Origin of the sequence: Carboxydothermus islandicus (assembly GCF_001950325.1) — a bacterium.
Taxonomy (GTDB): Bacteria; Bacillota; Z-2901; order Carboxydothermales; family Carboxydothermaceae; genus Carboxydothermus; species Carboxydothermus islandicus.
In genome coordinates, this window is the sequence record NZ_BDJL01000132.1 from 166,975 (window position 1) to 189,838 (window position 22,864).

Consider the following 22,864-nt stretch of genomic DNA (forward strand, 5'->3'; position numbering starts at 1 on the left):
TTTTATGTTTAAGTATGAGGGAAAATTACGGGATCCGGCGTTTGACAGTTTGTTTGAGGCAATACTTGCGCTGAAAAATCTTGATGAATGCTATGCTTTTTTTGAAGATATCTGCACTATTGCGGAATTAAAAGCTTTGGCCCAGCGCTGGGAAGTAGCAAAAATGCTGGATGAGGGACGGACCTATCAGGAAATTGTTCAAAAAACCGGTGCAAGTACCGCAACAATCAGCAGGGTAAAGAGATGCTTAAATTACGGTGCTTCCGGTTACCGGCTGATGCTTAAACGCTTAAAGGAAGAAGGGAAATTATGAGGGAAAATTTTAAGGAACTACCAATGGGAGTAAGAGATTATCTACCCGGGGAAGCAGCGTTAAGGAGATATCTGGAAAACATATTTGTGGAGCTGGTGGCCAGGGAAGGTTTTCAAGAAGTAGTAACTCCTTCCTTTGAATATTATGAAACCTTGCGGGAATCCCAGTCGGAGACCGATTTAATTAAATTTGTGGACCGCACGGGAGAGCTTTTAGCCCTTAGAGGTGATATGACAACTCCCATTGCCCGGGTGGTTTCTACCAAAATGAAGCATCGGGAGTTACCACTTAAAATTTTTTATGCGGCAACGGTTTTTTCCGGAAATTTTTCCGGAAGAAACAAGCTTAGAGAGTTTAAACAACTGGGAATTGAAGTGTTTGGGGATATTACTTCAAAATTAGAATCAGACTTAATAAAACTAATGGCTGTGTATTTGCGTAAAGCCAAGGTGAAAAACCTGGAAATTTCTCTGGGACATGTGGATATTTTAACGGGGCTTATTGAAGAATACGAACTTTTTAATCATTTTTCGGAAATAAAAGATGCGTTAAATCAAAAAGATTACGTAGCTTTGGAGGGAATTTTTGAGAGAGCGGGAAAAAGTCAAACGGTCCGGGAAAGTCTGGTGGATTTTTTACAGCAGCGGGGAGGTAAAGCAATTCTTAAAAAGGCAAAGAAAATGTTAAGCCATCCGAAAGCTAAAAAAGCCCTGGAAGAACTGGAGGAGGTTACCGAATACTTAATTTCTGCAGGAGTAAGAGAATTAAAACTGGATTTTTCTTTGGTCAGGGATTTAAATTATTACACCGGTTTGGTGTTTGAAGCTTACACCCCTTATTTAGGTTACCCCCTGGGGGGTGGAGGACGTTACGATACCCTTTTAAAAAAATTTGGCTGGGATACACCGGCTTTTGGCTTTGCTCTGGGGTTGGAAAGAATTGTTGAAAGTATTGCCAATAGTATTGACAAATAATTTTTTTAACCTTATGATTTTAGTATATTAATAATTTAACACTTTAACAAATTAAAGTGAGGCTGTAAAAATGAAAAATGGTTTAACATTTGCCCTGCCTAAAGGAACTTTATTTCCCGATACTGTACGTCTTCTCTATAAAGCGGGTTTTTTAAAAAAGGAAGAGGTCCTTCTGGAAAGCAGGAAACTGGTAATTAAAGATGGACCCTACACTTTTATTATCTGCCGGCCGACCGATATCCCCACTTTTGTGGAGCATGGAGCGGCCGATTTGGGTATTGTGGGTAAGGATGTGATTGAGGAGCAGCGACGGGAAATCTTTGAACTTTTGGATTTAAAATACGGAAAATGCCATTTTGCCGTGGCGGCACCCAGGGATAACCCTGAAGTACACGATCTGGGAAAGCTTACGGAAGTCAGGGCGGCCAGCAAATTTCCCGAGGTTACCCGCCGGTTTTTTAAAGGTCTTGGGGTGCGGGCGGAGGTTATTAAAATGCACGGGAATGTGGAGCTGGCTCCGCTGGTAGGTCTTGCGGATGTGATTGTGGACCTGGTTTCTACCGGAAGGACTTTAAGGGAAAATAACTTAATTGAAATAACGAAGATAATGGATATTACTGCAAGGTTAGTTGCCAACCGGGTGGCCGCCAGGGTTTATGACCGGGAAATAAAGACGATTGTAAAAAAATTTAAAAGTTTAGTTGGAGGGGAAAAAAATGAAGTTAATCTTAAATAAAGAAGAACTTTTAAATAAATATTCCCGGCGCAAAGCAATGGAAGAGGATTTTGAACAGCAGGTACGAAAAATACTTAATGAAGTGGCAAATTCGGGGGATGAAGCGTTAATAAAGTACGCCCAGGAGTTTGATGGATTTAAAGGTGATTTAAATAATCTTAAAGTAAGCGAAGAGGAAATAGATAAAGCTTACAAGGAAGTGGACGATGGGTTTTTAAATAGCCTTCGTAAAGCTATTAAACGGGTGACTGACTTTCACCAAAAGCAGCTTCCCCAGAGCTGGTTTACCACGGAAGAAAACGGGAATATCTTAGGACAAATTTATACTCCGGTGGAAGTAGCCGGGATTTACGTTCCGGGAGGAACCGCGGCTTATCCTTCTTCGGTGGTGATGAATGCCGTACCGGCAAAAGTTGCCGGGGTAAAAAGAATTGTGATGGTTTCTCCCCAAAAAGGCGAGGGGATGAATCCTTATGTTTTGGTTGCCGCCCGGGAAGCCGGGGTGACGGAAATTTACCGGGTTGGCGGGGCGCACGCCATAGCTGCCCTGGCTTTTGGCACCAAAACCATCCCCAGGGTAGATGTAATTACCGGACCGGGCAATATTTATGTAACCTTGGCCAAAAAGCTTGTTTACGGCATGGTTAATATCGATATGCTGGCGGGCCCAAGTGAAGTGGTGATTATTGCCGATAGCTCGGCAAAGCCCGAATATCTGGCTGCGGATATGTTATCCCAGGCGGAACATGATACCCTGGCTTCGGGAGTGGTTATTACCTGGGATGGGGAGCTGGCCAAAAGTGTAGCTCAAAAAGTGGAGGAGTATCTTAAGCTCTTATCCCGCCGGGAGATAATTTTAAAAGCTCTGGAAAATTGCGGAGGAATTGTGGTGGTGGACGATGAAGAGGAAGCTTTCCAGCTTGCCAACCAGCTGGCACCGGAGCATTTGGAGTTAATGCTCCCCAATCCTTTCGGCTATTTAGCTAAAATAAAAAATGCCGGAGCAGTTTTTTTGGGACAGTTTAGTCCTGAACCCATGGGGGATTATTTGGCTGGACCCAATCACGTTTTGCCCACTTCCGGAACAAGCCGCTTTTATTCGCCCCTGTCGGTGGATAATTTCTTAAAGAAAAGTAGCGTAATTTATTATTCCCAAGAAGGTTTTCTGGCCGACGCCAGGGATGTTATTAAACTTGCCGAAACGGAAGGTCTATTTGCCCACGCCCTTTCGGTGAAAGTGAGGATTTCCAATGAATAAGCCGAGATATTTTAAAGAAGCCTTTGCCCAATTAAAACCCTACGAACCTCATCTGGTTCCCTATGAAATTAAACTTGATGCTAATGAAAACCCGTATCCCTTTCCCAAAAGTTTACTGGAAGAAATCTTCACCAAAATTGGGGCAAAGGATTTTCCCCTTTATCCCGATCCTTTGGCGGGGAGGCTGCGTTTTAGACTCTCGGAAAAGCTTGGTGTTATGCCGGAAAATATTGTTTTAGGAAATGGTTCCGATGAGTTGATTCTTTGCCTTTATTTAGCCTTTGGCGGGACGGGGAGAAAAGCTCTGGGTTTTAGCCCATCTTTTGTAATGTTTTGGCACCATGCTTTTGTAACCCAAACGGATTATTTCGAAGTTTCGTACCGGGATGATTTTGGCCTTGATCTGGAGGAAACGAAAGAAGCCATTAAAAAGTATCAGCCCCATTTAGTGTTTCTGGCCAATCCCAATAACCCTACGGGAACCCTGGTGGATATTGAAACGATTGAAAAGCTTTTAGCTTACGACCATTTGCTGGTGGTGGATGAGGCGTACGTGGAGTTTTCGGGAGTTTCGGCGATAGAATTGTTAAAAGAATATCAAAACCTTGTCATTTTGCGGACCTTTTCCAAAGCCCGGGCCCTGGCCGGCTTAAGGTTGGGATATTTAGTTGCCAACGTCGATGTGGTAAAGGAAATTATCAAGGTAAAAAATCCCTATAATGTAAATGTTTTTTCCCAGATTGCCGGGGAAGTGGTTTTGGCCAACGAAGAAGTTTTTCAAGGGGAAATAAAAGAAATTGTTGCTGAAAGGGAAAAGCTTTATAACCAGTTAGCTTCTTTGGGTTTAAAGCCGGTGAAAAGCCACGCTAATTTTATACTGGTGGAATTTGGGGAAAAGGCAAAAGAGATTCATCAGGAGTTAATTAACCACGGAATTTTAGTGCGGTACTTGGGGGGAGCCCTTGCTAATTATTTACGGATAACCGTTGGTACACCGGAAGAAAACCGGCAACTTTTAAAGAAACTGGAGGAAATCTTATGAGGCGGGCCGAGGTACAACGAACAACTTTAGAAACCATGATTAATGTAGAGTTTACATTGGACGGAAACGGGGAGTTTTCCGGAACTTCGGGTATAGGTTTTTTTGACCACATGCTCAAACTCTTTTGTAAATTTGGCGGGTTTAATTTAAATCTTTCCTGCCAGGGAGACCTGGAGGTAGATGACCACCACACGGTGGAAGATATTGGCTTGGTTTTAGGAGAAGCTTTTAATAAGGCATTGGGTGATAAAAAGGGAATTGCTCGCTTTGCCTCGGGTTTTTATCCGATGGATGAAGCCTTAATACTGATAGCGGTTGATATTTCCGGACGGCCGTATCTTGCCTTTGAAGCTGACTTTCCGCCGGTTTTGGCGGGAAAGTTTAACTACCAGATGATTGAAGAGTTTTTCCGGGCGTTCGTGCAAAAAGCCGGAATTACGTTACATGTCCGGGAAATTGCGGGCAAAAACTTACACCATAAAGCCGAGGCAATTTTTAAAGGTGTGGGGCGGACCTTAAAAATAGCAGTTTCCGTCGAGGGGGATGAATTACCCTCAACCAAAGGAGTGATTTAGAAAGTGACGGTTGTGGTAGATTACGAAATGGGTAATCTTTTAAGTGTGACCAAGGCTTTAGAAGAACTGGGATATAAACCCTCCCTTTCTTCGGATCCCAGGAAAATTTTAGAGGCGGATTTGGTGGTTTTACCCGGAGTTGGGGCGTTCAGGGATGCGGTGAGAAATTTAAAGGAAAAGGGGCTTTTTTTGGCTTTAAAAGAACGGGCTTCATTAAACCGGCCAATCCTGGGGATTTGCTTGGGGATGCAGCTTTTTTTTACAAAAAGCTATGAAGATGGCGAGTATGAAGGTTTGGACCTTATTCCCGGGGAAGTGGTTCGCTTTCAAAAAGCTCCCAAAATTCCCCACATGGGGTGGAATAACTTAGTACCGGTAGACACGACCCATGAGCTTTTTAAGAATTTACCGGATTATTATGTTTATTTTGTCCATTCCTATTATGCCCAGACCGATTCGAAATATGTTTTAGCTTATACCGAATACGGGGAAAGATTTCCGGCGGCGGTAATGGGGGGCAGTATTATTGGCTTTCAGTTTCATCCGGAAAAAAGCGGACCGGTGGGAAGGCAGATACTTAAGAATTTGAGGGAGATGCTATGATTTTAATACCGGCAATAGATTTAATGGGGAAAAAAGTGGTGCGGCTTACGCAGGGGGAAAAAGAGCGGAAAACCGAATACTCGATTTCGCCCGTGGAGCTGGCCTTAAGGTATCAGGAAGCGGGAGCCAGGCTAATTCATATTGTGGATTTAGACCGGGCTTTTACCGGGGAAAGTGAAAATTTTGAAGTTATTGCCGAAATTATTAAAAATGTTTCCATCCCGGTACAGGTTGGTGGAGGCATAAGAAATATTGAAAGTTTTCGGGAGTTAATAGAAATAGGAGCCTCCCGGGTTATTGTTGGAACGATAGCGGTAACCAATCCGGAACTTTTAGAGGAAATGCTTACCCTTGACCGGGATAAGGTTGCGGTCGGGATTGATGCCAGAAACGGCTGGGTGGCAATAAAAGGCTGGGTGGAAAGCTCCCATTACCGGGCTTTGGATCTGGCCTTTAAGGTTAAGGAAATGGGAGTTAAGACAATAATTTATACCGACATTGCCCGGGACGGGAGTTTAACCGGGCCCAATTTTATTGAAACTTTAAAGCTTTATGAAGAAACGGGCTTAAGGGTAATAGCCTCGGGCGGTATTTCTGGCTTAGAAGATTTAAGACGCTGGCGGGAACTCGGGAAAAACAAAATCTACGGGGTTATTGCCGGGAAAGCAATTTTAGAAGGGAAGATTGATTTAAAAGAAGGGATTAGGATACTGGAAGGGGAGTCTTAATGTTAACGGTGCGGATTATACCTTGCCTGGATGTAAATAAAGGGCGGGTGGTAAAAGGGGTAAATTTCTTAAACCTGGTGGATGCGGGTGATCCGGTGGAACTTGCGGCTTTTTACGACCGGGAAGGGGCCGATGAGGTGGTATTTTTGGATATTACTGCTTCCCACGAAGGTCGTAAAACCATGGTGGAAGTGGCCAGGCGGACGGCTACAACCTTATCCATCCCCTTTACCATTGGCGGAGGTATAAGAAATATTGATGATATCCGAACCCTTTTGGCCTCCGGGGCGGATAAAGTATCGATTAATTCGGCGGCGGTAAAAAATCCCGGGCTTGTGCGGGAGGCGGCTTTAAAGTTTGGTAGCCAGTGTATTGTGGTGGCTATCGATGCCAAGAGGAGAAAAGATGGCGGTTTTGAAGTTTATATCCACGGCGGGCGTACTCCCACCGGAATAGATGCGGTAGAATGGGCCCGGGAAGTGGAGAGACTCGGGGCCGGAGAAATCTTACTTACCAGTATGGATAGAGATGGAACGAAAGATGGCTATGACCTCGAACTTACCCGGGAAATTGCCGATGCGGTGAAAATTCCGGTAATTGCCTCGGGGGGTGTGGGAGAGCTTTCCCATTTTTACGAAGGGGTGGCTTTGGGGCACGCTTCGGCTCTTTTAGCAGCTTCGGTGTTTCACTTTGGCAAATTTACCATTAAAAAAGTAAAAAGGTACTTAAAAGAGCGGGGGATCCCGGTCCGATTGGGGGATACCGAAAATGGAGCTTAAGTTTGACGAAAAAGGCTTGATTCCGGCGGTGGTCCAGGATATTGATACCAGAGAAGTTTTAATGGTAGCTTACATGAATGAGGAAAGCTTAAAAAAATCCCTGGAAACCGGGCAGACCTGGTTTTATAGCCGTTCCCGCAACGCTTTATGGCATAAAGGGGAAACGTCCGGCAATATCCAGGAAATTGTGGAGATCCGGTATGATTGTGATGCCGATTGCTTATTAATAAAAGTAAAGCAAAAGGGGGTAGCGTGTCATACCGGAAATTACAGCTGTTTTTACCGAACCCTCTGGGAAGGAAAAGGCGAGAGAGAAGATTTAGAGGAGGTTTTGGCTAAACTCTGGCAGATTATCCTTGACAGGAAACAAAAGCTGCCGGAAGGTTCTTATACGGCAAAATTATTTCAAAAAGGAATAGATAAAATTGCCCAGAAGGTGGGTGAAGAGGCGGTAGAAACGGTTATAGCTTCTAAAAATGAAGATAAAGGGGAATTAATTTACGAAGCTGCTGACTTGGTTTATCATTTACTGGTATTACTTGCGGCAAAGGATATAAGCCTTAGCGATATTGCGGAGGAACTTAAAAAACGTTTTAAATAGTAAAGGCGGGCTTTTGCCCGCTTTTAAATTTTACCGACCACCTAACACCTACGACCGAACACTTTTTTACCAACTACCACTAATTGCTTACTTTGTATTAATGTTCTTTATTTCCTCTGGTTTAAGGTTTTTAGGGTAAAAATTTTTAGTCATAGCAAAATAATTTTATGGTATAATTAAAAAAGATTCTACAAATAGGCGGGGTGGAGATGGATAAAAAGAGTACAATTGTATTAATTGCGGTAGTTGTTATTGCCCTTTTAGCTTTAGGGGTGTATTATGCTACAAATCGGGAACTGGGGTCTGCGGCTAATAGCGGTAATGTAATTGACCAGTACAATGAAGCTTTAAAAAACCACGAGCCGTTTTTGTTGATGTTTACCGGGGCGACCTGACCTACCTGTGTACAAATGGCACCGGTGGTGCAGGAGTTAAAGGAAGAATACGAAGGACGGATGCGGGTAATTGTAGCGGAAGTTAGTCGTCAGGACAGCCAGCAGTTAGCCGCCCAGTTTGGCATTCAGTATGTGCCGACTTTTATTGTAGTTGATCAAAACGGAAATATTGTCCCCTGGACTGATGGCCAGGGCAATCAAATGCCGATGTTTGTTGGAGGACTTACCAGGGAAGAGTTAAAAGCCCAGATGGATAAAGTGGCTTTTAAGGAAAAAAAAACCCCTGAATTAAAGGGTACTGAAGAAAAGAAATCTTTTGCCGAAAAGCTTGCGGATAAGCTTCCCGGGCTCCTGAGTGATTCAAAACTTTTAGCCCTTTTCCTGGTTTTTCTGGGTGGGATTGCCACCAGTTTTACACCCTGTATCCTCGGGATGATTCCGCTAATTATCGGTTACACCGGTGGTTATGCCGGGCGGTCACCGGCCAAAGGGTTTATTTATTCGCTATTTTTTGTCCTGGGCCTTGCGACAACCCTTACCCTTTTAGGAGTAGGAATTGGGGTCTTAGGAACCTTTATCAAAAGCCGGTTATTTGCCTTTAATTTTATACTGGGGATAGTGGCCATTTTAATGGGATTTGCGGTAATGGGCTTTTATACGGTAAACCTTCCCGGTTTAAAAAGGTTGCCGGTTAAGGGCACCGGACTTTTTTCTTCGTATTTAATGGGCTTGTTCTTTGGCTTATCCGCCAGCCCCTGTGCCACGCCGGTTTTAATTGTTATCGTAACTTATGCGCTGGCTAAAGCCTCACCGGTCTTTGGCGGGGCGCTCCTGTTTTCCTACAGCTTTGGCCATGGCCTACCCTTAATTTTAGCCGGTACTTTTTCTGCCTTTTTGGGCAAGATTACTTCCTTGGGACGGTACGGGGAGATAATTAATTATATTTTTGGCGGGATACTTGTTCTGTATGGGTTATACCTGTTATTTGGGCGATTGGTATAGCAAAATAAGGTCAAAAAGGCCGGAATGGAAATCCGGCCTTTTATGTTTTAGGGTTAGGAAAATTTACTTTTTTACAAAAGGATTATCGGCAGGTTGAGTTGAATGGTATAATGGGATGGGAAAAATTACGAATAGATGGAGGATATCGATGGAGAAGCTGTTAGCTACTTTAAACCCAGCTCAAAGAGAAGCGGTTACCCATACCCATGGGCCACTTCTGGTTTTGGCCGGAGCGGGAACGGGGAAAACCAGAGTTTTAACCTTCCGGATCGCTCACTTGCTTTATCGGAAAATGGCCTATCCCCATGAGATTTTAGCCATAACTTTTACCAATAAAGCGGCCCGCGAAATGAAAGAACGGGTAGAAAGTTTAATCTCGGGAAGTGCCCGGGAAATCTGGATTTCTACTTTTCATTCTTTTGCGTTAAGGATATTACGGAATGATATTGAAAAACTTGGTTTTAGCCGGGATTTTACCGTTTATGATGAGGAAGACCAGATACAGGTAATAAAAGAGTGCTTAAAAGAGCTAAATATTGACGATAAACGTTTTGCTCCCAAGGCTATTGCCTATCATATTTCCTCGGCCAAGGACAAGCTTATTTCTCCCCGGCAGTATAGTGACGATGCCGATGACTTATTTAAAGAAAAAGTGGCGATAATTTATAATATGTACCAGGAAAAGCTTAATAAAAATAATGCCCTTGACTTTGATGATTTACTTTATTATGCGGTAAGACTATTTGAAAATTATCCTCACGTTCTTGAATACTACCAGCGGCGGTTTAAATATATTCTGGTGGATGAGTACCAGGATACAAGCCATGCTCAGTACCGGCTGGTAAATCTTTTAGCGCAAAAACACCGCAATCTCTGTGTAGTTGGTGACCCCGACCAGAGCATTTACTCCTGGCGGGGTGCGGATATTACCAATATCTTAAACTTTGAACGGGACTATCCGGAAGCAAAAGTGGTAATCTTAAAAGAAAATTACCGCTCCACCCAGAAAATCCTCGATGCGGCTAATGCGGTAATTGCCAACAACCGGATGCGCAAGGAAAAAGAGCTTTTTTCTGCTAAAGAACCGGGTCACCCTGTTTATTTTTACCCGGCAGTAGATGAAAAAGATGAAGCGGCGTTTGTGGCATTAACCATCGAATCTTTGGTGAATGGCGGCGAGTATAATTACAAAGATATTGCACTTTTGTATCGAACCCATGCCTTATCCCGGAACTTTGAAGAAGCGTTTATGCAAAGAGGCATTCCGTACGTGATATTTGGTGGCAGGCGTTTTTATGACCGGAAAGAAATAAAAGACATCATTGCTTATTTGCGGATAGTTGCAAACCCTTATGATAAAGTGTCTTTAAAAAGAATCATAAATGAGCCCAAGCGAGGAATCGGTGAGGCGAGCTTTGCTAAAATTGAAGCTTATGCCGACCAAACGGGACTGCCCGTAGGGTTATTGCTTTTAAGGGATGAAGCTTTGGCTCTGGTTTCCGGGAAAACCAGGAAAGCTTTCAAGGAATTTGGCGAAATGCTCCTCTGGTTTCGGGAATTAAAGGACAGGGTAAGCGTTACCAAACTTACCGAAGAAATTTTGGAACGTTCCGGGTATCTACCGGCGTTAAAAGCGGAAGATACCATGGAAGCAAGGGCGAGAATTGAAAACTTAAACGAGTTTTTAACCGTAACCCAGGCGTTTGAACGGGAGAGCGAAGATAAGTCTTTAGAGGCGTTTTTGGCTACCATATCCCTTTTAACCGATGCGGACGTCCAGGAAGGTGGCGAAAACCGGGTGCAGATGATGACCCTCCATGCTGCCAAGGGTTTGGAGTTTCCGGTGGTTTTTCTGGTGGGTCTGGAGGAGGGGATATTTCCTCACAGCCGGGCCATTTTCAGTATTGATCCCCAGGAACTTGAAGAAGAAAGAAGGCTTTGCTATGTAGGCATTACCCGGGCGCAAAAGAGGCTTTATCTTACCCGGGCCTGGCGGCGGACGGTTTATGGCCGCACCGATTATAATGAACCTTCCCGCTTTTTAGATGAAATACCTGAAGAATTAATAGAAAGTTTGTTAGAAACGGTTTCCGGAGTTAAAGAAACTGCCAAAAATCTTTCTCCGGGGGGAGAAAAGCAAAAGGGGGCTTTTTCTCCGGGAGATAGGGTAAGCCATAAAAAGTTTGGAGTGGGAACGGTGTTAGAAGTTAAACCCAAAGAGGGAGATGTAATTATAAAAGTGAGATTTGAAGGTGGTGAAGTAAAAGAACTTCTGGGAAGTTTTGCTCCTCTGGTAAAAGTCTAAGGAGGTGGATGGATGGATAAGGAAGCAGCCAGAAAGCGTATCGAAGAACTTAGGGCTCTTCTTCATTATCACAACTACCGGTATTATGTTTTGGACCAGCCGGAAATAAGCGATGCCGAATATGACCGGATGCTCCGGGAGTTGATTTCTTTGGAGCAGCAGTATCCCGAGTTTATCACTCCCGATTCTCCATCCCAGCGGGTGGGAGGGGAAGTTGCCAAAGAATTTCGGGAAGTAGCTCATTTAAAACCGATGTACAGTCTTGATAACGCCTTTGGACCGGAGGATTTAAGGGAATTTGACCGGAGGGTCCGGTCACTGTTACCCGGGCAGGAGGTGGAGTATGAGGTAGAGTTAAAAATCGACGGTTTGGCCATATCTTTAGTGTATGAAAACGGGGTTCTGGTGCGAGGGGCAACCCGGGGTAACGGTACCACAGGGGAAGATATTACCGCTAACGTTAAAACCATTAAAGCTATACCCCTGAAATTACGAAAACCCATACCCCTTTTAGAAGTTCGGGGCGAGGCGTACATGCCCAAGGAATCGTTTGCCCGCTTAAATGAGCAACGGGAAGAGCGGGGGGAACCCTTATTTGCCAATCCCCGGAATGCAGCAGCAGGGTCTTTACGGCAGCTTGACCCCAAAGTTACTGCTGAACGGGACCTAAGTGCTTTTATGTATGCTATTGGAGAAGTTCAGGGATACGAGCCCAAAACCCAGGCGGAATTAATGGAGTGGCTTTTGGAGCTTGGGTTTAAAGTAAATCCGTACCGGGAAGTATTTAACAATATTGAAGACGTTATTAATTACTGCCAGAGCTGGCATGATAAGAGGTTTTCCCTGCCCTATGTGATTGATGGACTGGTAATTAAAGTAAACAGTCTTGCCCAGCAGGAAATTTTGGGCTATACCGCCAAGTCTCCCCGGTGGGCGATTGCTTATAAATTCCCGGCGGAAATTGCCGAGACCCGTCTTAAGGATATTATCGTGCGGGTTGGCCGGACCGGGGTTTTAACACCGACGGCTATATTTGAGCCGGTAAGCCTGGCCGGCACTACCGTAACGCGAGCATCGCTCCATAACGAGGATTATATAAGGGAAAAGGATATCCGGATTGGCGATATCATCAGGGTGCAAAAAGCTGGCGAAATAATCCCGGAAGTGGTGGAAGTGGTAAAGGAAAAGCGGACCGGTGCTGAAAAAGAGTTTGTCATGCCTGATACCTGTCCGGTCTGCCAGGGGAAAGCGGTAAGACTTCCCGGCGAGGCGGCCTGGCGGTGTACCAATGCTTCCTGTCCTGCTCAGTTAAAAGAAGGTATCGTGCACTTTGCTTCAAGAGGAGCAATGAATATTGAAGGCCTGGGACCGGCGGTGGCCGAGCTCTTACTGGACGCTGGCTTAATTCATAATTATGCCGACCTTTACTACTTATCTGCCGAAGAGGTTGCCAAATTGCCGCGGATGGGGAAAAAATCGGCCGAAAACCTGATTAATGCAATTGAAAAAAGTAAGCAAAATAGCCTGGAACGGCTTATTTACGGCCTTGGAATTCGGCTTGTAGGGGAAAAAGCAGCGCGGGATTTGGCAGTTTATTTTAAGGAGCTTGACAGGTTAATTTTGGCTTCTGAAGAGGAGATTATGACGATACCTTCTGTGGGGCCCAAAATGGCGGCTTCAATTAAGGCATTTTTTGCCCAAAAGGAAAATTTAGAACTTATCGAAAAGTTAAAAGCAGCAGGAGTAAACACAAAGTACCTGGCCGAGGTGCGGGATAACCGCTTAGAAGGGTTAACTTTTGTCTTAACCGGAACCCTTTCTTCCTTCACCCGCAAGGAAGCGGAGCAACTCATTTTAAGTCTCGGCGGAAAAGTAAGTTCTTCCGTTTCGAAAAAAACCAGTTACGTAGTGGTTGGGGAAGACCCCGGCAGCAAATTAACCAAAGCCAAAGAGCTGGGTATTCCAATTTTAACCGAAGAGGAGTTTCGCCAGATGGTAATGAGCTAAGATTTTTATTATTTTCTTGTCAATGTTTGCTAAATTTTTGTATAATGGCAAAAGGATATTTTTTAAAGGGGGAACTGTTATGACTATTTCTCTGAAAGATGTTGAACATGTAGCAATGCTTGCCCGGTTGAAGTTAAGTGACGAGGAAAAGGAAATGTATACAAAACAGTTAAATGATATTTTAAAATATGCCGAACAATTACAGGAACTGGATACCGAAAAGGTGAAACCCACTGCCCACGTGCTGCCGTTAAAAAATGTTTTTCGGGAAGATAAAGTTCATCAGCATTTGGATACAGAAAAAGCTCTGGCAAATGCCCCGGAACGGGAAGAAAACTTCTTTAAGGTGCCGAAAATTATTTAAAGGAGGGTATGGTTTTGGAACTATACTATTTAAGTGCAAAAGAGATTACCGAAAAGATAAAAGCAAAAGAAATATCAGCTTTGGAAGTTGCTAAAGCTACTTTTGACCGGATAGAAGCGGTAGAACCAAAAATTCAAGCCTACGTTACTGTAACCCGGGAATTAGGGCTAAAAATGGCCCGGGAAGTAGATGAAAAAATTGCCCGGGGGGAAGACCCGGGGCCGCTGGCGGGGGTACCGGTGGCGATTAAAGATAATATGTCTACCGCCGGGATTAGAACTACCTGTTCGTCCAAAATCCTGGAAAACTACATACCTCCTTATGACGCTACTGTGGTGGAAAAATTAAAGGCAGCTGGTGCGGTGTTTACCGGAAAAACCAATTTGGACGAGTTTGCTATGGGTTCTTCTACCGAAAATTCCCGCTTTTTCCCCACTAAAAACCCCTGGGATTTAGAACGGGTGCCCGGTGGTTCTTCCGGTGGGTCGGCGGCGAGTGTGGCTGCTGGAGAAGCGGTAGTGGCTCTGGGCTCCGATACCGGGGGTTCCATCCGCCAGCCGGCTGCTTTTTGCGGAATTGTTGGTTTAAAGCCTACTTACGGGGCGGTAAGCCGGTATGGCCTGGTGGCTTTTGCCAGCTCTTTGGACCAAATCGGACCTTTTGCCCGGACGGTGGAAGATGCGGCCCTTTTATTAAATGTGATTGCCGGTCACGACCCGAAAGATTCAACTTCTGCCGATATTGAATATCCTGATTACTTGAGCTTTTTAAACCAGGACATAAAGGGCCTAAAAATTGGGCTGCCGAAGGAGTATTTTATAGACGGTATTGATGCAGGAGTGAAAAAGGCGATTGACGATGCGATAAAAGTTTTGGAAAGTTTAGGAGCGGTCTTTGAAGAAGTATCGTTACCTCATACCAAATATTCTCTTCCGGTGTACTATCTTATTGCTCCGGCGGAAGCTTCCTCCAACTTAGCGCGGTATGATGGAGTCCGTTATGGCTACCGGGATTTTGAAGCGGAAGATGTGGTGGAAATGTTCTCCCGGACCCGGGCGGAAGGTTTTGGGGCTGAGGTAAAGAGACGGATCATGCTTGGTACTTATGCTTTAAGTGCCGGTTATTACGATGCTTATTACTTAAAGGCGCTGAAGGTAAGGACCCTTATTAAAGAAGATTTTGACCGGGCTTTTACCAAAGTAGATCTCCTTTTAACCCCAACAACACCTACACCAGCGTTTAAGTTTGGCGAAAAGACGTCCGACCCGGTTTCGATGTATCTTTCGGACATCTTCACCATGGCGGTAAACTTGGCCGGTCTTCCCGGGATTTCGGTTCCGGCTGGTTTTGACGGTCATCTGCCGGTATCGTTCCAGCTAATTGGCAAGCCTTTTGATGAAGGAACATTACTGAAAGTTGCCCATGCCTTTGAGCAAAATACCGAATTTCATAAGGTACGGCCCAAGCTTTAGGAGGTGTATTATGCGCGAATACGAAGCGGTTATCGGGTTAGAAGTTCATGTGGAGTTAAAAACCAATACGAAAATTTTTTGCAATTGTTCCACCGAGTTTGGTGGCGATCCGAACTCGCACGTTTGCCCGGTATGTCTGGGACTTCCCGGGGTTTTGCCCGTTTTAAATAAAAAAGTGGTGGATTATGCGATTAAAGCAGCGCTGGCGTTAAACTGTGAAGTGGCCGAATACTGCAAGTTTGACCGGAAAAATTACTACTACCCCGACTTACCCAAGAATTATCAGATATCCCAGTACGATTTGCCGTTAGCGAAAAACGGTTATTTAGAAATTGAGGTTGATGGGCAGGTAAAAAGAATTGGCATTACCCGGATTCACATGGAAGAAGATGCGGGAAAATTGGTCCATCAGGGAAATTTAGCGCTTACCCCTTACTCTTTGGTTGATTACAATCGTACCGGGGTACCGTTAATTGAAATAGTTTCGGAGCCGGATATCCGTACACCCGAGGAAGCAAGACTTTACTTGGAAAAGCTTCGAGCAATAATCCAGTACACCGGAATTTCCGATTGCCGCATGGAGGAAGGTAGCCTTAGATGTGATGCGAACGTTTCGGTTCGTCCCAAAGGCCAGAAAGAGTTTGGAACCAAAACGGAAATCAAAAATATGAATTCCTTCAAGGCGCTGCAAAAGGCCTTAGAATATGAAATTGCCCGGCAAATTGAGATTTTGGAAGAAGGTGGGCGAATTATCCAGGAAACCCGGATGTGGGATGAGAGCCGGCAGGTAACCCTATCGATGCGGAGCAAAGAGGAAGCCCACGATTACCGTTATTTCCCCGAGCCAGATTTACCGCCGGTGGTTATCGACCGGGAGTGGTTAGAAGAGATAAGGGCTACATTGCCGGAGCTTCCGGATGCCCGGAAAAAGCGGTTTGTAGAACAGTATGGCCTAACTCCTTACGATGCCCACGTCCTGACCTTAACCCGGGAACTGGCGGATTATTACGAGGAAGCGGCAAAGGGTTACAGTAATCCTAAAGCGGTAGCTAACTGGGTCATAAATGAGCTTTTACGTTTGCTCAATGCTGCAGGAAAAGAAATTACCGAGTGTCCCATAAAACCGGGACAAATTACCAAAATGTTAGAGCTGTTAGATAAAGGCACCATTTCCGGTAAAATTGCCAAAACGGTGTTTGAAGAGATGTTTTCATCCGGTAAAGATCCGGAGGTAATCGTCAAAGAAAAGGGACTGGTGCAAATTACCGATTTGGGTGAATTGGAAGCGGTAGTGGACAAAGTAATTGCGGAAAACCCCAAAGCGGTGGAAGATTACAAGAACGGTAAGGAAAAGGCATTGGGCTTCTTAGTTGGCCAGATTATGAAAGAAACCCGCGGACGGGCTAATCCTGAGGCTGTAAACCAGCTCTTACGGGACAAATTAGCAAAACTTTAATACAAAAACCGCTGTTTTTTATGACAGCGGTTTTTGTATATCTTTACTTTATTAAGGTTTTTATTTTTTATATTTTTTGTCCAATTTCTAACCTCCAACTTCTAACTTCTAAAAAAAGTATACAGTATAAAAACTTTGAAAATCTTTTAACAATTTTGGGGGTGTGTTATCATTAAAAAATAGATTAAGCTACAAGCGGGAGGGTGAAAAAACGTGAAATTAAAAGATAAACCAATTTATATCGTTGATACGACCCTAAGAGACGGAGAACAAACCGCAGGAGTAGTTTTTGCTAACAAAGAAAAAATTAGAATTGCCCAGATGCTGGATGAACTTGGTGTTGACCAGATTGAGGCCGGTATTCCCACGATGGGTGGCGATGAAAAAGAGGCAATTACCGCCATCTGCAAGCTTGGCTTAAAAGCCAGTATCATGGGCTGGAACCGTCCGGTAATTAAAGATATAGAAGAGTCACTGCGCTGTGGTGTAGATGCGGTGGCTATCTCGATTTCCACTTCCGATATCCACATTGAACATAAACTCCGGGCTTCCCGGGAATGGGTTATTGAAAATATGGTTAAAGCCTGCGAGTTTGCTAAAAAAGAAGGTTTGTATGTTTCGGTGAACGCTGAGGATGCCAGCCGTTCCGACATGGAATTTTTGGTGCAGTTTGGTTTGGCGGCCAAACAAGCGGGAGCCGACCGTTTAAGATATTGCGATACCGTTGGTATCCTTGATCCCTTTACTACCTATGAACGGGTCAAGGAATTGCGGGAAAGAGTAGGTATTGAAATTGAAATGCATACCCACAACGACTTTGGTATGGCCACGGCCAATGCTTTAGCCGGGGTTAAAGCCGGAGCTAAGTTTGTAGGGGTTACGGTTATTGGTCTTGGGGAGCGGGCCGGTAATGCTGCTTTAGAAGAAGTGGTAATGGCCTTAAAACATATCTACGGTATTGATCTTGGCTTTAAAACCGAGTTTTTCCGGGAGGTTGCCCTTTATGTTTCCAAGGCTTCCGGCCGTGAACTTCCTGCCTGGAAAGCCATTGTGGGTTCCAACATGTTTGCCCACGAATCGGGAATCCATGCCGATGGAGCGTTAAAGAACCCTAAAACCTACGAGGCTTTCCAGCCCGAGGAAGTGGGTTTGGAGCGACAAATTGTTATCGGTAAGCACTCCGGTTCGGCAGCATTAAAAGCCAAGTTTGCCGAGTACGGAATTCATTTAACCGATGAACAGGCAGCAGAGCTTCTTCCCCATGTCCGGGCCCATGCGGTGGAATTAAAACGGTCTTTGTTTGATAAAGAGCTTGTTTTAATCTACGAAGAACATTTCGGAAAGCGGGGAATGTAGCTTTGGGGAAAACCATCATTGAAAAAATCCTCTCGCAAAAAAGCGGCGTTGATGCTTATGCCGGCCAAATTGTGGTGGCCGATGTGGATTACGTAATGGGGCAGGACGGGACGGCTCCCCTGGCGATAAAATCCTTTAAAGAAATGGGCGGGAAAAAAGTTTTTGATCCGGAAAAAGTGGTATTTGTGATAGACCACAGCGCTCCCAGCCCCAATGAAGGGGTTTCGCGGCTTCACAAGTTGATGCGGGAGTTTCGGGACGAGCACGGAATTGATTTCCACGATATTGGCGATGGAGTCTGCCACCAGGTAGTGCCGGAAAGCGGTAAAGTAGGTCCCGGCTCCCTGGTAGTAGGTGCCGATTCCCATACCTGCACTTACGGGGCGTTAAACGCCTTTGCTACCGGGGTTGGCTCTACCGACCTGGCAGCGGCGATTATTTCCGGGAAGCTCTGGTTTAAAGTTCCCGAATCTATAAAATTTGTGTTAAAGGGTAAACTTCCCAAAGGGGTATTTGCCAAGGATTTAATTTTGTATTTAATCGGGGATGTTACCGCCGATGGGGCAACCTATATGGCCGCGGAATACACCGGGGAGGCTATTTCGGATCTTTCCATGGATGGGCGCTTTACCATTGCCAATATGGCTATTGAAATGGGAGCAAAAGCCGGATTAATGGAAGCCGATGAAAAAACTTTTGCTTTTGTAAAGGAACACGGTGGTAGAGATTTTACTCCGGTTTTTGCCGATCCGGATGCGGTTTATGCTAAAATTTTGGAATATGATGTGTCGGAGTTGGAACCGATGGTGGCCAAGCCGCATACCGTTGATAACACTGCCAAAGTTACCGAAGTAGCCGGCACCCCGATTCACCAGGCGGTACTGGGTACCTGTACTAACGGACGGCTTGAAGATTTACGGATTGCAGCCAAAATCCTTGAGGGAAGAAAAATCCATCCCAGAACCCGTCTGATTGTGGCGCCGGCTTCCCGCAAAATTTTCCTAAGAGCCATGGAAGAAGGACTTATTAAAATTTTTGTAGAAGCCGGGGCTGCCGTAGTTACACCAGGCTGTGGTCCGTGTGTGGGTACCCATAACGGTATACCTTCCGACGGAGAAAATGTTATTTCAACTGCCAACCGGAATTTTAAAGGCCGGATGGGTAACAGTAATGCCTTTATCTATTTAGCTTCACCGGCCACAGTCGCTGCTTCGGCTATTGCCGGGGAGATTGCGGATCCGAGACCTTACTTTTAAGGATGGTGGAGTAAAAAATGATTTTAAGGGGTAAATGCCATAAATTTGGCAATGACGTCAATACCGATTATATAATTTCCGGTAAATACAAGTTTAAAACATTGGATATGAACGAGCTGGCCAAGCACGTGATGGAAGATTTGGACCCGGATTTTTACAACAAAATAACCCCCGGAGATTTTATCGTTGCCGGCAGTAACTTTGGCTGCGGTTCATCCCGGGAACAAGCCCCGCTGGCCATTAAATACGCTAAAATTGGTGCTGTTATTGCTAAGTCTTTTGCCCGGATTTTTTACCGGAATGCAATTAATACCGGTCTTCCGGTAATTGAGTGTGATACCGATAAAATAAATGCCGGCGATGAACTGGAAGTAGATTTGTCTAAAGGGATTATTAGAAACCTGACTACCGGCGAGGATATACCGATTAAGCCTTTGCCGGAGGTAATGATTAAGATTTTAAATGATGGCGGGTTAATTGAGCATTTTAAAAAATACGGCACATTTAACTTTTAAGGAGGTTTAAGATGGCGCATCGAGTAACATTGATTCCCGGAGACGGAATTGGTCCGGAAATTGTCGAAGCAGCCCGGCGGGTAATTGAGGCCAGCGGCGCGAATATTGAATGGGAAGTGGTGGAAGCCGGGGAAAAGGTAATGGCCGAGTACGGTACACCGTTGCCCGATTATGTTTTGGAATCTATCAAAAAAAATAAAGTTGCTTTAAAAGGTCCGATGACGACACCTGTTGGTACGGGATTTCGCAGCGTGAATGTTGCTTTAAGAAAAGCCCTGGATTTATACGCCAATGTTCGGCCGGCAAAATCTTTACCGGGTGTTATTACCCGTTATGAAAATATTGATTTAATTACGGTCCGGGAAAATACCGAAGACTTATATGCCGGGGTTGAACACATGGTAGGGGAGGATGCAGCGGAAAGCATCAAAATTATTACCCGGAAAGCTTCCCAAAGAATAGTTCGCTTTGCTTTTGAATTAGCCAGAAGAGAAGGAAGAAAAAAAGTCACTGCTGTTCATAAAGCCAATATCATGAAGTATACCGATGGCTTATTTTTAGCGGTGGCCCGGGAAGTGGCAGCGGAATATCCCGATATTGAGTTTGAGGATATGATTGTCGACGCTATGGCCATGAAGTTGGTTCAAACACCGGAAAAATTTGATGTGATGGTGATGCCCAATCTTTACGGTGATATTTTGTCGGACCTCTGTGCGGGTTTGGTTGGGGGTCTTGGGGTGGCACCGGGAGCCAATATCGGTGACGAATATGCCGTTTTTGAGCCGGTTCACGGAAGTGCCCCCAAGCATGCTGGACAAAACCGGGTAAACCCCCTGGCGGAGATTTTATCGGGGGTGATGATGTTAAAACACCTGGGAGAAATGGATGCTGCTGCCAAAATCGAGCGGGCTTTAACCAAGGTTCTTCCCAATAAGGACATGGTTACCTATGATTTAGGCGGGACTGCGAAAACCTCAGAAATGGCCGATTATATCATAAAACACTTATAAAACCTCCAGTTTTGGAGGTTTTTATTTTTTTCGCCTGCGGGAAATGCTAAAATAGAGATGAAAAACAGGAGGGGTTTGATGCTGGAAATTCGCTGGAAGTTAAAACATGTGGTTTTAATATTAGTATTAACTTTAGTTTTGGTAAATGGGATGAATTTACTGCTAGGATCTCTTCCTCTTCCCGGCCTTAAAAGTTTTGGGGCCAGGGTTATCTTTTTAACTTTTTTTCAGGATCTATTGTTGCTGGCTTTGGTGTTGTGGGTGGTGGAAAAAAACCGGAGTAATCTTGCCGACCTGGGGCTTACGGTGAAAAATTGGGGTAAAGCCTTTAAATGGGGAGTGTTTGGAGGTTTTTTAATTTTAATTATCGTGGTGGTGGTGGGAGCTTTTAGTTTTAAAATTTTAAAGGTTAATCCTCCACCGCAGACCTTTGAAAAACTCTTAACCCTGGCTAAAACTCCCACGGAGAAAAACCTGCTGGTCTTTTTGGGAGTTTTTCTCGGCCCTTTTGCCGAAGAGCTTTTCTTTCGCGGTTTTAGCTATCCTGTCTTAAAAAAATACATGGGTGTGGTTGGAGGGATAGCAGTATCTTCCTTACTTTTTGGAGCGATGCATTTTGATCCTTACCGGTTTTTACCGCTGACTTTAGGGGGAGCAATACTGGCGTATCTTTACGAAAAGACCGGCACGATATTAAGCCCTTTTGTGGCGCATGCCACCTGGAATGGAATCATGACCTGGTTTGTAATGGGGAAAATGTTTTTTTATTAAGGAGGCGTTATGGAAGAAATTTTAGAAATAATTGACCTTACCGAAGAAGGACTGGGTGTGGGGAAAAAAGAACAGCGGGTTTACTTTGTTTCGGGGGATGTCACCGTTGGCGACCGTGTTAAAGTAAAGGTTACCGGCGAAAAAAGAGGCGTTATTCTGGGAGAGGCTCTGGAAATTTTAAATAGTTCTCCTTACCGGGATGTTCCCGGGTGTTCCCATTTTGGTTACTGCGGGGGTTGCAGTTTACAAAACCTTGATTACGAACAGCAGTTAGAACTTAAAAAATCAAAAGTTTATAATGTTATGAAAAAAATAGGCCGGATAGATGCTCCTATCAACTCCGTTCTGCCTAATTTTGCTTTTTACCGCTACCGTCAAAAAGTGCATTTTACTTTTGGAAGTAGCCAAAATAAATTAGCTATTGGCTATTTTGACCGAAAAAATAACTGGTTTCCTGTAACCGATTGTCTGATTGCCGATAAAAGCTTAGTTGAGGTGGCTTATTACATTACTGAAATATTAGATATTTTTAAGCTTAAAGCTTACTTTAGCGATGGTGGAGTGCTACGGCATTTGGTTGTGCGCCAATCGTCGACAACTGGAGAACTCCAGGTTATTGTAACAGCAGAAAAATTAAACTTTAGCGTAAAAGAAATTGCCGAGAAAATTCTTTTAAATCCTAAAATCCAGTCGCTAACTTTTCATGAAAACCCCAAAAAAACCCGGGAAATCTTTGGTAAAGGGACAACCGTTACTTTTGGTTCCCGGTATATTACCGAAGAACTATTGGGGATTAGGTATAGGCTAACTCCTCTTTCCTTTTTTCAAATAAATCCGGTGCAGGCGGAAAAGATATACCGTATTGCTTTAGATTATCTTGAGTTAGATAAAACCGATAGGGTTTTTGACGGTTATTCGGGAGTGGGTTCCCTGACCTTACCGGCTGCCCGAATTGCGGCAATTGCTGTGGGAGTAGAAGAGGTAAAAGATGCTGTAGAGGTGGCCAGGACCAATGCTAAACTAAACGGCATATCTAACGTAAAATTTTGTGCCGGAAAAGTGGAAGAAAAACTTCCCGGGCTTTTAAAAAAAGGGTATAGCTTTAATAAAATTATTTTAGACCCGCCCCGGGAAGGGGTGAAAAAAGAGGTGCTATTAGAAATAATTAGGCAAAAACCGGAGCGGATTGTTTATGTCTCGTGTAATCCTGCAACCCAGGCCCGGGATTTAAAGATTCTGGCGGAAGCCGGTTATTATCCGGTGGAAATAACTCCGGTGGACATGTTTTCGCAAACGATGCATGTGGAGAGCGTGGCGTTACTTAAAAATCTGGCGTTCGGGTAAGT

General features: G+C 44.5%; 22 protein-coding genes. All 22 read left to right on the forward strand.

Translation table 11 applies throughout. The features are described from left to right. Positions 1-4: 4 nt before the first annotated feature. Entirely contained in the window at positions 5-313 is a 309-nt protein-coding gene (locus ciss_RS11395) for a YerC/YecD family TrpR-related protein (protein WP_075866416.1), read from the forward strand. Continuing rightward, entirely contained in the window at positions 310-1,287 is a 978-nt protein-coding gene (gene hisZ, locus ciss_RS11400) for an ATP phosphoribosyltransferase regulatory subunit (protein WP_075866417.1), read from the forward strand. Before ciss_RS11395 ends, hisZ begins: the two co-directional genes overlap by 4 nt. A gap of 70 nt (positions 1,288-1,357) precedes the next feature. Next, positions 1,358-2,023 carry an ATP phosphoribosyltransferase gene (hisG, locus tag ciss_RS11405; protein ID WP_075866418.1) on the forward strand — a complete coding sequence of 222 codons (666 nt, stop codon included), beginning with the start codon at positions 1,358-1,360 and terminating at the stop codon, positions 2,021-2,023. After that, the gene (gene hisD, locus ciss_RS11410) at positions 2,004-3,281 is read left to right on the forward strand and encodes a histidinol dehydrogenase (RefSeq protein ID WP_075866419.1); all 1,278 of its coding nucleotides are present in this window, start codon (positions 2,004-2,006) and stop codon (positions 3,279-3,281) included. Before hisG ends, hisD begins: the two co-directional genes overlap by 20 nt. Beyond that, positions 3,274-4,323, forward strand: a complete 1,050-nt coding sequence (gene hisC, locus ciss_RS11415; protein ID WP_075866420.1) for a histidinol-phosphate transaminase — start codon at positions 3,274-3,276, stop codon at positions 4,321-4,323. The genes hisD and hisC overlap by 8 nt, the downstream gene beginning before the upstream one ends. Then, a complete protein-coding gene (gene hisB / locus ciss_RS11420; protein WP_075866421.1) occupies positions 4,320-4,898 on the forward strand; it encodes an imidazoleglycerol-phosphate dehydratase HisB in 579 nt (192 codons plus the stop codon). The genes hisC and hisB overlap by 4 nt, the downstream gene beginning before the upstream one ends. Before the next feature lie 3 nt (positions 4,899-4,901). Continuing rightward, positions 4,902-5,501, forward strand: a complete 600-nt coding sequence (gene hisH, locus ciss_RS11425) for an imidazole glycerol phosphate synthase subunit HisH (protein WP_075866422.1) — start codon at positions 4,902-4,904, stop codon at positions 5,499-5,501. Then, entirely contained in the window at positions 5,498-6,229 is a 732-nt protein-coding gene (hisA, locus tag ciss_RS11430; RefSeq protein ID WP_075866423.1) for a 1-(5-phosphoribosyl)-5-[(5-phosphoribosylamino)methylideneamino]imidazole-4-carboxamide isomerase, read from the forward strand. The genes hisH and hisA overlap by 4 nt, the downstream gene beginning before the upstream one ends. Continuing rightward, positions 6,229-7,008, forward strand: coding sequence for an imidazole glycerol phosphate synthase subunit HisF (hisF, locus tag ciss_RS11435; protein WP_075866424.1), 780 nt, complete (start codon positions 6,229-6,231; stop codon positions 7,006-7,008). The genes hisA and hisF overlap by 1 nt, the downstream gene beginning before the upstream one ends. Beyond that, positions 6,998-7,609, forward strand: a complete 612-nt coding sequence (gene hisIE / locus ciss_RS11440) for a bifunctional phosphoribosyl-AMP cyclohydrolase/phosphoribosyl-ATP diphosphatase HisIE (RefSeq protein WP_075866425.1) — start codon at positions 6,998-7,000, stop codon at positions 7,607-7,609. The genes hisF and hisIE overlap by 11 nt, the downstream gene beginning before the upstream one ends. A 209-nt stretch (positions 7,610-7,818) precedes the next feature. Then, a complete protein-coding gene (locus tag ciss_RS11455; protein WP_464416161.1) occupies positions 7,819-9,006 on the forward strand; it encodes a cytochrome c biogenesis protein CcdA in 1,188 nt (395 codons plus the stop codon). A gap of 148 nt (positions 9,007-9,154) precedes the next feature. Continuing rightward, positions 9,155-11,311, forward strand: a complete 2,157-nt coding sequence (gene pcrA, locus ciss_RS11460) for a DNA helicase PcrA (RefSeq protein ID WP_075866427.1) — start codon at positions 9,155-9,157, stop codon at positions 11,309-11,311. A gap of 12 nt (positions 11,312-11,323) precedes the next feature. Further along, on the forward strand, positions 11,324-13,318 hold the full coding sequence (gene ligA / locus ciss_RS11465) for an NAD-dependent DNA ligase LigA (protein WP_075866428.1): 1,995 nt from the start codon (positions 11,324-11,326) through the stop codon (positions 13,316-13,318). Positions 13,319-13,397: 79 nt separating this feature from the next. After that, a complete protein-coding gene (gene gatC / locus ciss_RS11470) occupies positions 13,398-13,682 on the forward strand; it encodes an Asp-tRNA(Asn)/Glu-tRNA(Gln) amidotransferase subunit GatC (protein WP_075866429.1) in 285 nt (94 codons plus the stop codon). A 14-nt stretch (positions 13,683-13,696) separates the two neighbouring features. Beyond that, positions 13,697-15,154, forward strand: coding sequence for an Asp-tRNA(Asn)/Glu-tRNA(Gln) amidotransferase subunit GatA (gatA, locus tag ciss_RS11475; RefSeq protein ID WP_075866430.1), 1,458 nt, complete (start codon positions 13,697-13,699; stop codon positions 15,152-15,154). Between the two features lie 10 nt (positions 15,155-15,164). After that, positions 15,165-16,610, forward strand: a complete 1,446-nt coding sequence (gene gatB, locus ciss_RS11480) for an Asp-tRNA(Asn)/Glu-tRNA(Gln) amidotransferase subunit GatB (protein ID WP_174574979.1) — start codon at positions 15,165-15,167, stop codon at positions 16,608-16,610. A 213-nt stretch (positions 16,611-16,823) separates the two neighbouring features. Further along, positions 16,824-17,966, forward strand: a complete 1,143-nt coding sequence (gene nifV, locus ciss_RS11485) for a homocitrate synthase (RefSeq protein ID WP_075866431.1) — start codon at positions 16,824-16,826, stop codon at positions 17,964-17,966. Between the two features lie 2 nt (positions 17,967-17,968). Further along, positions 17,969-19,222 (forward strand): 3-isopropylmalate dehydratase large subunit, encoded by a 1,254-nt coding sequence (locus tag ciss_RS11490; RefSeq protein ID WP_075866432.1) that lies wholly within the window; start codon positions 17,969-17,971, stop codon positions 19,220-19,222. 17 nt (positions 19,223-19,239) lie between these two features. Beyond that, positions 19,240-19,737 (forward strand): 3-isopropylmalate dehydratase small subunit, encoded by a 498-nt coding sequence (locus ciss_RS11495; protein ID WP_075866433.1) that lies wholly within the window; start codon positions 19,240-19,242, stop codon positions 19,735-19,737. An 11-nt stretch (positions 19,738-19,748) separates the two neighbouring features. Next, complete coding sequence (locus ciss_RS11500; RefSeq protein ID WP_075866434.1) at positions 19,749-20,747, forward strand: isocitrate/isopropylmalate dehydrogenase family protein; 999 nt, start codon at positions 19,749-19,751, stop codon at positions 20,745-20,747. 78 nt (positions 20,748-20,825) lie between these two features. Continuing rightward, positions 20,826-21,518, forward strand: a complete 693-nt coding sequence (locus ciss_RS11505; RefSeq protein WP_075866435.1) for a CPBP family intramembrane glutamic endopeptidase — start codon at positions 20,826-20,828, stop codon at positions 21,516-21,518. Between the two features lie 9 nt (positions 21,519-21,527). Continuing rightward, positions 21,528-22,862, forward strand: a complete 1,335-nt coding sequence (gene rlmD, locus ciss_RS11510; protein WP_075866436.1) for a 23S rRNA (uracil(1939)-C(5))-methyltransferase RlmD — start codon at positions 21,528-21,530, stop codon at positions 22,860-22,862. The last annotated feature ends 2 nt before the right edge of the window (positions 22,863-22,864 follow it).